At 44.0% G+C, this 10,246-nt stretch carries 10 protein-coding genes; all 10 read right to left on the bottom strand.

Features of this window, described 5'->3' with window-relative positions; translation table 11 throughout:
• Positions 1-615 precede the first annotated feature (615 nt).
• On the bottom strand, positions 616-2,097 hold the full coding sequence (gene lysS, locus BMZ22_RS06140; RefSeq protein WP_090083162.1) for a lysine--tRNA ligase: 1,482 nt from the start codon (positions 2,095-2,097) through the stop codon (positions 616-618).
• A gap of 192 nt (positions 2,098-2,289) precedes the next feature.
• The gene (locus tag BMZ22_RS06135; protein ID WP_090083115.1) at positions 2,290-2,517 is read right to left on the bottom strand and encodes a helix-turn-helix domain-containing protein; all 228 of its coding nucleotides are present in this window, start codon (positions 2,515-2,517) and stop codon (positions 2,290-2,292) included.
• Positions 2,487-3,002 (bottom strand): 2-amino-4-hydroxy-6-hydroxymethyldihydropteridine diphosphokinase, encoded by a 516-nt coding sequence (gene folK, locus BMZ22_RS06130; protein ID WP_090083112.1) that lies wholly within the window; start codon positions 3,000-3,002, stop codon positions 2,487-2,489. The genes BMZ22_RS06135 and folK overlap by 31 nt, the downstream gene beginning before the upstream one ends.
• On the bottom strand, positions 2,999-3,370 hold the full coding sequence (gene folB, locus BMZ22_RS06125; RefSeq protein WP_090083110.1) for a dihydroneopterin aldolase: 372 nt from the start codon (positions 3,368-3,370) through the stop codon (positions 2,999-3,001). The genes folK and folB overlap by 4 nt, the downstream gene beginning before the upstream one ends.
• On the bottom strand, positions 3,363-4,196 hold the full coding sequence (gene folP, locus BMZ22_RS06120) for a dihydropteroate synthase (RefSeq protein ID WP_090083108.1): 834 nt from the start codon (positions 4,194-4,196) through the stop codon (positions 3,363-3,365). Before folP ends, folB begins: the two co-directional genes overlap by 8 nt.
• 155 nt (positions 4,197-4,351) lie before the next feature.
• Entirely contained in the window at positions 4,352-5,278 is a 927-nt protein-coding gene (gene cysK / locus BMZ22_RS06115) for a cysteine synthase A (protein WP_090083105.1), read from the bottom strand.
• Between the two features lie 105 nt (positions 5,279-5,383).
• Positions 5,384-6,286, bottom strand: coding sequence for a peptidylprolyl isomerase (locus tag BMZ22_RS06110; protein ID WP_090083103.1), 903 nt, complete (start codon positions 6,284-6,286; stop codon positions 5,384-5,386).
• A 16-nt stretch (positions 6,287-6,302) separates the two neighbouring features.
• The gene (hslO, locus tag BMZ22_RS06105; RefSeq protein ID WP_090083101.1) at positions 6,303-7,184 is read right to left on the bottom strand and encodes an Hsp33 family molecular chaperone HslO; all 882 of its coding nucleotides are present in this window, start codon (positions 7,182-7,184) and stop codon (positions 6,303-6,305) included.
• Between the two features lie 54 nt (positions 7,185-7,238).
• Positions 7,239-8,021 carry a type III pantothenate kinase gene (locus tag BMZ22_RS06100; RefSeq protein ID WP_090083099.1) on the bottom strand — a complete coding sequence of 261 codons (783 nt, stop codon included), beginning with the start codon at positions 8,019-8,021 and terminating at the stop codon, positions 7,239-7,241.
• Between the two features lie 178 nt (positions 8,022-8,199).
• On the bottom strand, positions 8,200-10,233 hold the full coding sequence (ftsH, locus tag BMZ22_RS06095; RefSeq protein ID WP_090083097.1) for an ATP-dependent zinc metalloprotease FtsH: 2,034 nt from the start codon (positions 10,231-10,233) through the stop codon (positions 8,200-8,202).
• Positions 10,234-10,246 lie beyond the last annotated feature (13 nt).

Raw genomic sequence — 10,246 nt, 5'->3', positions numbered from 1 at the left:
AAGTTTGCGTCAAATCAGCTAAGCTGACTCGTCAACTTCTTACCTCTGACATCGTTTATCATACTGGTTGTTTTGTTCAGTTTTCAAGGAGCAATCGGAATGCCGCCTTCGAAAAAGCGACTTTATTAATATATCATCTTCAACCAACAAAGTCAATAACTCTTTTTGATTTTGTTATGTTTTTATTGTGTCGGCCGCTTCTCTTATCGCGACCTCAATAAATTTATCATGTTTATATTTATAAATCAATAGGTATACAACAAAAAAATATTTGGATGTTTATTCCATCGCCGGCAAAAATCTGCAAAGAAACTGACAAAGCCAGCTTGCTCTGTCTATTATAAACAGTTTTGTGACGTTAGAAACCTCCTTTTCAATTAATTGCAGTCTCAAATACCACTTAACCATTACCTCGGGAGTAGCGTAAATCTAATCTTCATTCAGACAGCATTACGACCTCCGCTCATTATAATGTAACGAATACCTGTAACTTATTGGTCTCTTACCCGTTCACTTTTCAAGCTTTAAATGATCCATTCCCGCCAGCCAGCTGCATACAGTAAATGAACGGCCAGGGCTTATGATGCATAGCCCCGGCCGGTTAGTTTAAACCATTTATTTATTGCGCATTTGAGGGAACAGCAATACATCACGAATCGACGGCGAATTAGTCAAAAGCATCACCAGCCGGTCGATACCTATTCCCAGACCACCTGTTGGAGGCATACCATATTCCAAAGCTTCAAGAAAATCTTCATCCATTAAATGCGCTTCATCATTTCCTTCATCCCGCTCTTTTACTTGTGCTTCAAAACGCTCACGCTGATCGATTGGATCATTTAATTCGCTAAAGGCATTGGCATGTTCACGGCCAACGACAAACAATTCAAACCTGTCTGTGAAACGTTCATCCTCATCGTTCCGTTTGGCAAGCGGGGAAATTTCAACTGGATGGCCGTAAACAAATGTCGGCTGAATCAGAGATTCTTCCACTTTTTGCTCAAAGAATTCATTGAGAACGTGTCCATAGGTCATATTATCCCGGATGCCTACACCATGCTCTTTAGCCAGTGCCCGTGCTTCATCATCTGACATATCAGGCCAGAAATCAACACCGGTATACTCTTTCACTAAATCGACAATATGAACTCTTTTCCATTCAGGTTCCAGATTAATTTCTTGTCCATCATATTCAACTTTCATTGTACCAAGCACATCTTCAGCAATATGAGAAATCAGGTTTTCGGTCAATGTCATGACATCGTGAAAATCGGCATACGCCTCGTACAGTTCCATCATTGTAAACTCCGGGTTGTGGCGCGTCGACACACCTTCATTGCGGAACACCCGGCCGACTTCATATACTTTTTCCATACCCCCGACGATCAGCCGTTTCAAATGCAGCTCAATCGCAATCCGCATATATAACGGGATGTCCAGAGCGTTATGGTACGTTTCAAACGGACGGGCCGAGGCGCCCCCAGGAATGCCATGCATCATAGGTGTTTCCACTTCGAGAAAACCCTGATCATCCAAGTAACGACGCATTGATTGTATAATCTTGCTCCGCAAAATAAATGTCTCTTTACTGTCAGGATTGGTTATTAGATCCAGGTAACGCTGCCGGTAACGCTGTTCAATATCCTTTAAGCCATGATATTTTTCAGGCAGCGGTCGCAGTGACTTAGTCAACAAGGTAAACGTCACAGCCTTTACTGACAGCTCACCCACTTTTGTCTTGAACATGACGCCTGTTACGCCAACAATGTCTCCCATGTCAGCCGACTTAAAGACTTCGTAGGATTCTTCCCCAATCATATCTTTCCGCACATATATTTGGATTTGTCCACTTAAATCCTGAATGTGGGCAAACCCGGCTTTTCCTTTGCCGCGTTTTGTCATGACACGGCCTGCAATTGTCACTTCATCATCTTTTTCTTCGAGTTCTTCTTTCGAAAATTGGTCATATGAGCTGACCAAGTCAGATGCAAAATGCGTTCTTTCAAACTTACTGCCGAAGGGTTTTACATTCTGTTCTTCCAGGAATTCCAGTTTTTCACGCCGTGCCCGCATATGATCATTTAATTCTTCTGTCACCATTATCACTCCATTTTTTATCAAGCCGAGTTCAGAGATTAAGGAACCCGGCTTTCATTAATAGATGTATTATCTCTTACGAACGATAAATTATATATTAAAGAAGCTTGACGCCGCCTCCCATCTTCAGAGGATTCCGGGTTAACCTCAGATAAAAAAGTGGTCAATACACCCTCTATCCGTACCAGTATTTTACCCGTCCTTCTCTCCTCCCGAGGCCGTATTCATAAGCTCCTGCTTTGATACACTCAGCTGATTTGCTATCTGATTCAACAGTTCAATGGTTGCCCGTTTTTCCCCGCGTTCAACATTGCCAAGGCACATGACCGAGATATCGAGCTTTTCAGCCAGGCCGATCTGTGTATAGCCTTTTAATTTGCGGAACGCTTTTATTCTTCTCCCGAGCCTCGCTTTATCCATATCGTTACATCCTTTATGTCACTCTCTTGAAGTTCTTCTATATAATCCGACACCGTTTTATGTGCTGAAGGAAGGGACAATTCAGGTGCTATTTCTCTCAGCGGAATGAGTACAAAAGCCCGTTCCAGCATACGCGGATGCGGGATTGTTAATTGTTCTGTTTCTCTATTTTCCTGATTATATATTAAAATGTCAAGGTCGACCGTCCGCGGGCCGAAACGGATGTCCCGTTCTCTGCCAAGCTGCTTCTCTATGGTCTGACAGGCATCAAGCAGTTCCAATGGCGAAAGCGACGTATCCACTTTTATGACCATATTTAAAAAGTCCGCCTGGTTTGTATAGCCCACCGGTGCGGTCTCATAAATTGAGGACTTTTTCAGGACAGAAATACGCGGATGGTCTTCAAGCGCATTCAAAGCCGTTGCAAGATAGTCTTCCCGCGGTTCGATATTTGACCCGAGCGCCAGATATATTTCATCACTCATACTTTGTCTCTTTTCTCCCGGAAGATTTCGACTGCAACAGACTGATAATGTCCTGCAATCGGCGGGTCAGGCTTAGTAACTTTTAATCTGCACGCTTCCAGTAAATTGAACGTTCGGAATAATTCATCTGCAATCTGTTCAGCGATTGTTTCAACAAGGTTCCTCGGTTTACCTTCCACGACTTCTTTAATTACATTATAAACCTCGCCATAATCAATGGAATCGTTCATATCATCTGAACGGCTGGACGTTTTTAAATCAAGCATTAACTCGGCGTCGACTAAAAAACGCTGCCCAAGTTTGGTTTCTTCAGGAAACAAACCATGATAGCCGTAAAAAGCCATTTGGTTCAGCAAAATTTTATCCAAGCGAAATTCCTCCTTGCTTATTAAGCATCGCATCCATCATTTTAGCCAGCTCAACATGCAGCTTCACATTATGCACACGGACAATTTGGACGCCTTTCGATATGCCAAGGCATGTCGTTGCGCCAGTCCCAGTATCTCGTTCGTTCGGCGGCAGATCTAAAATTTTTCCGATAAAGGATTTACGTGATGCAGCCAGAAGCAGCGGATAACCCAGTTCATTGAATTTTTCAAGGTTGTTCATTACCTGTAAATTATCAGCGGAGGTTTTAGCAAAACCGATACCGGGATCAAGCACAATGTATTCCTCGGGTACCCCGGCTTTTAACGCAATATCGATGCTCTTCCGCAAATCCTGTTTCATATCATCGATGAGGGAGGAATAATCCATATTTGTCCGGTTATGCATTAATATAATTGGCGTCCCGTTTGAAGCTGCTACTTCTGCTATTTCAGGTTCGCGTTTGGCTCCCCAGACATCGTTAATGATATCAGCACCAGCCTCGATTGCCTGGCGCGCCGTCTCAGCTTTATATGTATCAATGGAGATGGGGATTGATAGTTTGGCTTTGAGTGCCCGGATAACCGGCAAAATCCGCTCGAGTTCTTCTTCGGTTGAGACCGGGTCATGATCAGGTCTTGTCGATTCACCGCCAACATCAATGATATCTGCGCCTTGCCTTTCCATCAAAACAGCCTGTTCCACCGCTCTGTCAATATCGGTGTAATTTCCCCCATCGGAGAACGAATCAGGCGTCACATTCAGGATTCCCATAATATGCGTCCGGTCATTCAAATTGTACGTTCGTCCAGATGTTCTTAATTCCATTACGCACCTTCCTTTACAGCCCATTGCAGCTCATCCACTAACAATTGGTTATTAAATTTTCGCGCCTTACCCTCTAAATGTTTATCCTATCACAGCATTAAAAAAAGGACTAGCACCAGACTTCTCCGGCACCAATCCTTTTTATCGGCGATTGCCTATTCTTCGTCATACTGATAAAGCGGTGTGGACAGGTAGCGCTCACCGTTGTCAGGGAATACTGCCAGTACTTTTTTCCCTTTGCCTAATTGCTTAGCAACTTTCTTCGCTGCAGCAATGGCAGCACCAGCCGAAATACCGCCGAGAATTCCTTCATTTTTGGCCACTTCACGGGATGTCTGAAAAGCTTCATCATTCGTAATTCGAATCGTTTCATCGTAAATCTCAGTATCCAGAATGTCGGGCACAAACCCTGCGCCAAGACCCTGGATTTTATGCGGACCTGGCGAATCTCCGGAAAGAACAGCAGAATCATCCGGTTCAACCGCATAAAGCTTAATGTTATCGAAATGGTTTTTCAGAACTTTGCCAGCCCCAGTAATCGTACCGCCGGTGCCGATTCCGGAAACAAAAGCATCAAGTCCGTCATCCATTTGCTTTACAATTTCCTGGCCGGTTGTGCGCTCGTGGACTTCTGTATTAGCTTCGTTGCTGAATTGCTGCGGCATAAAGTAACCATGTTCTTTCTGCAGTTCTTCCGCCTTTTTAATCGCACCTTTCATAGCATCCGCTCCGGGAGTGAGGATCAATTCAGCCCCATAAGCACGCAATAAGTTACGACGCTCTTTACTCATTGTGTCAGGCATGACCAGTAGCGCTTTATAACCTTTTGCTGCCGCGACCATTGCCAGACCGATACCGGTATTGCCGCTTGTCGGTTCAATAATGGTATCGCCTTCTTTTAACTTTCCTTCTTTTTCAGCAGCCTCAATCATGGACAAAGCAATTCGGTCTTTGACGGAACTTCCCGGATTCATGAATTCGAGTTTCACATAAATGTCTGCACTGTCATTTTCAGCCGTACGATTCAACTTCACAATCGGTGTTTCGCCTATCAGGCCATTAATATTGTCAGCTACTCTCATATTGAGCCCTCCCAATTCCTAGTACTTTTATAGGATTTGAGTTTAATATACGTTGAAATTGAAAAAATGTCAATCGTTAAACAGAATTGGGCTTTCTGCTCTGCTTTATTCCTTTTTATAAATCCAGTCAATGTTCAACTCGTTCCATAAAGGATCAGCCGATAATTCATTCCCCAGCTCGTCCATTGCCAGTTCCTGCGTTATATATGGTTTAATTTCGTCATACTCAAACATAATTGCCGGGAGTTTTTGGTGGAGATAAATAATAGCAACACCCTGATTGACTCTAAACGGTTCACTGTAAGTTCGCTCATCCATTTCTTTTGTTTTGTCCAAATATCCCTCAGGCCAAAATTGACTTGAATTTACGAGGAATTCAAAATAACCGCCGTCACTTTTTGTTGCTTCATCAATTGAATATTCGCGGGCGAGCAAATCAAACGAAGCACCATTCTCAAGTTCCTCATGCACTTTTTCTGCCGTTTCAGTATCCTCGACAACAATATGCGAAATTTGTGTTGTTGCCTGAACATTATATTGATCCTGAAATTCTTCATAGTGTGTCCGGACTTTTTCGTCGGGTATATCAACATCATCGGTAAGCAGCGCCTGCAACTGGTAACGGTAGATGATAGCCCTGCGCCATTCTTGTTCTTTTTGATTGGCTTCTTCTTCAGTCATAACACCCTGCATTGTTCGTAAGAGCGCAAGTTCCCTTTCGATGACTTTCTCGTCAATGGTGATGTTATTTTTCGCAGCGAGCTGCTCAACCGCTCGCTGATTTATCAATTTTTCAAGCTGTTTCTTACCATAGTTTGCACGTAATGAAGCTGTCCATTCCTCATATGAAATGGCTTGGTCCCCAACAGCGGCCACAGGATCCTTCTGGTTGATTTTCGTGTCATTTTCGTCAAGGGATACCATGTCACCCTGACGCCAAAAAATAAGTGTCATAATATTGGTTATCAATAAAATTGCAACAAAGGCTAAGAGAAGGTTCCTATTCATCGGCCGCTCCTTTCGATCAGTCTTCTGCAGATGCTTTAAGTGTTTCCAGCTCTTCTTCCGTTAAACGATAAACTTCATTGCAAAAATGACACGTCGCTTCTGCACCATGGTCTTCATCAATCATGTTCTGAATTTCATCGTTACCCAGCCCGAGTATAGCCCGTTCAACACGTTCCTTCGAGCATTTGCATTGAAAGCGGACAGGCAAGCGTCCATGAATTGTAACTTCCTCTTCTCCGAACAAACGCTCCAGCATTTGTTCTGGTGAGTTACCTTCTCTGACCAGCGTGGAAACTGCCGGAAATGATTGAATCTTTTCTTCGAGGCGGGCGATAACTTCTTCATCGGCTCCAGGCATCATTTGAACGATAAACCCGCCTGCAGCCAAAATGCTGTGATCAGGATTAACGAGGACCCCAGCTCCAACTGCAGAAGGGGTCTGTTCCGAGTTGGCAAAATAATAGGTGAAGTCTTCGCCCACTTCACCGGAGACAATCGGAACCTGACCGGTAAAATGTTCTTTCATCCCCAGGTCTTTGACCACACTGAGTGTCCCCTCGGTGCCAACTGCCCTTTTGACATCCAGCTTGCCATGGTCATTTAACTCAAAATCAACATGCGGATTTGTTACATAGCCGCGCACATCGCCCGTAGCGTCACTATCAGCTATAACCGCACCAATCGGGCCGTTTCCTTCAAGCTTTGTGGTTAACGTGTCATCACCTTTCAGCATTGCCCCCATCATTGCACCAACGGTCATGGTTCTGCCGAGGGCAGCTGAGGCGGTAGCCCATGTGTCCTGTCTTCTTTGCATTTCTTTGATTGTATTTGTCGACGTGATCGCGTAGGCGCGGACTGCTCCGTCGTAAGTGGTTGCTTTTACTAAATAATCTTTCATCTTAGCTGTTCATCTCCTTGTAAAAGATGGTTCCTTTCATCTGAACACTTCATGCTACATATCTCTCAGTTGTTTATTCTTCTTGTAAATCAGTTGAAGTCCTTTTAATGTCAACTGCTTGTCTGCATAATCAATCGTTTCTGACGTTTCGGCCAATAGCGAAGCCAATCCGCCGGTAGCTATGACTGTCGGGTCTGTTCCCATCTCGTGTTTCATCCGATTGACAGTCCCATCCACCTGCGAGACATATCCATAAAAAACACCCGACTGCATCGCTTCAACCGTTGAACTGCCTATAACATTTTCGGGGGCCTGTATCTCTATTTTTGGAAGTTTTGATGCCTTGTTGTTAAGGGCTTCCATAGAGATCAGAATTCCCGGGGCGATCAAACCGCCATAATAAGCTTTTTCATCATTAATATAGCAGTACGTGGTTGCTGTCCCAAAATCGATGATAATCAAAGGTGCCCCGTATTCTTCGATTGCACCTACTGCGTTCACTATCCGATCAGCCCCAATTTCCTTTGGGTTTGGATAAACCATATTCAAATGGGGATCAACCGATGATTTTCCAATCACCATTGGTTCCAGAGAAAAATACTTTGTGCACATTTTTTCCAGTGCAAACATCATCGGCGGTACAACAGAAGATATAATGACATCGTTAATATTCGAAAATGAAATATTCTCATGCTCCAATAATGACTTAACTAAAACAGCAAACTCATCTTCCGTTTTATGCCGGTCCGTTTTAATGCGCCATTCATGAACTAATGTATCCTCTTCAAAAACACCAAGAACGGTGTTTGTATTTCCAGCATCCAACACAAAAAGCATCTATGACCAAACCTTCCTATTCCTTTTCTATCTTTTTACTATAGCATAAAACAATGCGCGATAAAGAGTAGAAAAACTTAAAAATTTTAGCACGTCCTTTTAAAATGCGGCACAGCGACAGGGTGATTCCAAACAAAAAGCCCCTCACTTTCATGAGAGGCTTTTTGCATATAAGAATTTAATCTTTCTTTTCATCCGATTCAGAAGATGTGTCTTGATTGTCTTCATCCTCTTGTTCACGTTCTTCTTCGGCCTTCGTTTTGGCCTCTTCATATGATTCAGGCTCAGCTTCTTCATCTGATTTAGGCTGAATGTTAACTTTTACGTCGTCATCCTGTTTCCCCGAATCCGTTTGGTCACCCGATGGGCTGTCAGATTCTACAGGTTCCGGAAGCACGCCATCTTCAAACAAGGACTTAATCTGGCCTTTATCCAATGTTTCAATTTCAAGCAGTGTCTGAGCCATTAGTTCCAGCTTATCTTTATGCTCGGTAAGAATTCGCTTGGCACGATCATAGCAGTAATTGATAAAGTTTTGCATTTCCTTATCAATTTCATACGCAATCGTGTCACTGTAATTCTGTTCATTCTGGATATCACGGCCAAGGAAAACCTCGCCGCCGCCGCTTGTAAATTGAAGCGGGCCAATTTTATCGCTCATACCGTATTCGGTAATCATCTTGCGTGCAATGTTGGTAGCCTGCTGGAAGTCATTGTGGGCGCCGGTGCTCACTTCACCAAACATTATTTCTTCCGCAACACGGCCGCCCAGCAAGCCGGTAATCTTATCGAACAATTCCGGTTTTGTGATGAACGAACGATCTTCTTTTGGAAGCATGACAGCGTAACCGCCTGCCTGCCCGCGTGGAATAATCGTGACTTTATGGACTTCATCCGCATTATCGAGCACCTTGCCGATAATCGTATGGCCGCTTTCATGGTGAGCAACGATATCACGTTCTTTTTTTGATATAACCTTGCTCTTCTTAGCAGGCCCGACAATCACCCGATCGATTGCTTCATCGACATCTTCCATATCGATTTTTTCTTTATCAAACCGCGCAGCTACGAGCGCTGCTTCGTTCAGCAGGTTTTCCAGATCGGCACCGGAAAAGCCTGGGGTACGCATTGCGATTGTCTTAAGATCAACCGACTCAGACAATGGTTTATCTTTTGCATGAACTTTCAGTACTTCCTGACGTCCTTTGACATCCGGACGGTTAACGGTAATCTGCCGGTCGAAACGTCCCGGTCTTAACAGCGCCGGGTCAAGAATATCCGGACGGTTGGTTGCAGCAATGATAATGATGCCTTCATTGACACCAAAACCATCCATCTCAACGAGCAATTGGTTCAATGTCTGTTCACGTTCATCGTGTCCACCGCCGAGACCGGCGCCACGCTGACGTCCAACCGCATCGATTTCATCAATAAATATGATACACGGCGCATTTTTCTTGGCATTTTCGAATAAATCACGCACACGGGATGCACCGACACCTACAAACATCTCAACAAAGTCAGAACCACTGATTGAGAAAAATGGCGTTCCGGCTTCCCCGGCCACTGCACGGGCAAGCAATGTTTTACCAGTTCCCGGCGGACCTACCAGCAGCACACCTTTAGGTATACGGGCACCGACTGATGCGAATTTGCGTGGATCTTTCAGAAATTCAACAACTTCCACGAGTTCCTGCTTTTCCTCATCTGCTCCGGCTACATCTTTAAACCGGACTTTCTCCTTATTCGTTTCTTCTGAATACATTTTCGCTTTATTTTTGCCAAAGTTCATCACACGGCCGCCACCGCCGCCTTGTGCCTGACTCAAAATAAAGAAGAAAAACAGCCCTAATATTAGAAATGGAATAATCGTCGTCAGAAATGTAACCCAGCCGCTTGGTTGCTCTTCTTCCGCTACGTTGAGCGTACTTTGCTCCTGAGCCTGATCAGTTATCTGTGTGACAATATCTGTCGTATCTGGAACCTGAGCGATAAACTCTTCACCGCCGCTTATGCTCCCGGTGATACGCATGATGCCGTTAGCCGGCTGCATTGTCATTTCGTCGATTTCTCCACTATTTAATGCATTCATGAATTGCTGGACATTATATTGTTCTCTTTGTTCATTCTGTCCGTTGAATACTCCTATGACGCCAATGACGACTAAGAATATTAGTAAATAAAATATGACATTACGAAATATTCGATTCATTCCTTACCTCCTC

This window comes from Lentibacillus persicus, assembly GCF_900112705.1.
Lineage (GTDB): Bacteria > Bacillota > Bacilli > Bacillales > Amphibacillaceae > Lentibacillus > Lentibacillus persicus.
Note: the sequence above shows the minus strand (reverse complement) of the source record. Positions and strands in the feature narration are given on the sequence as shown.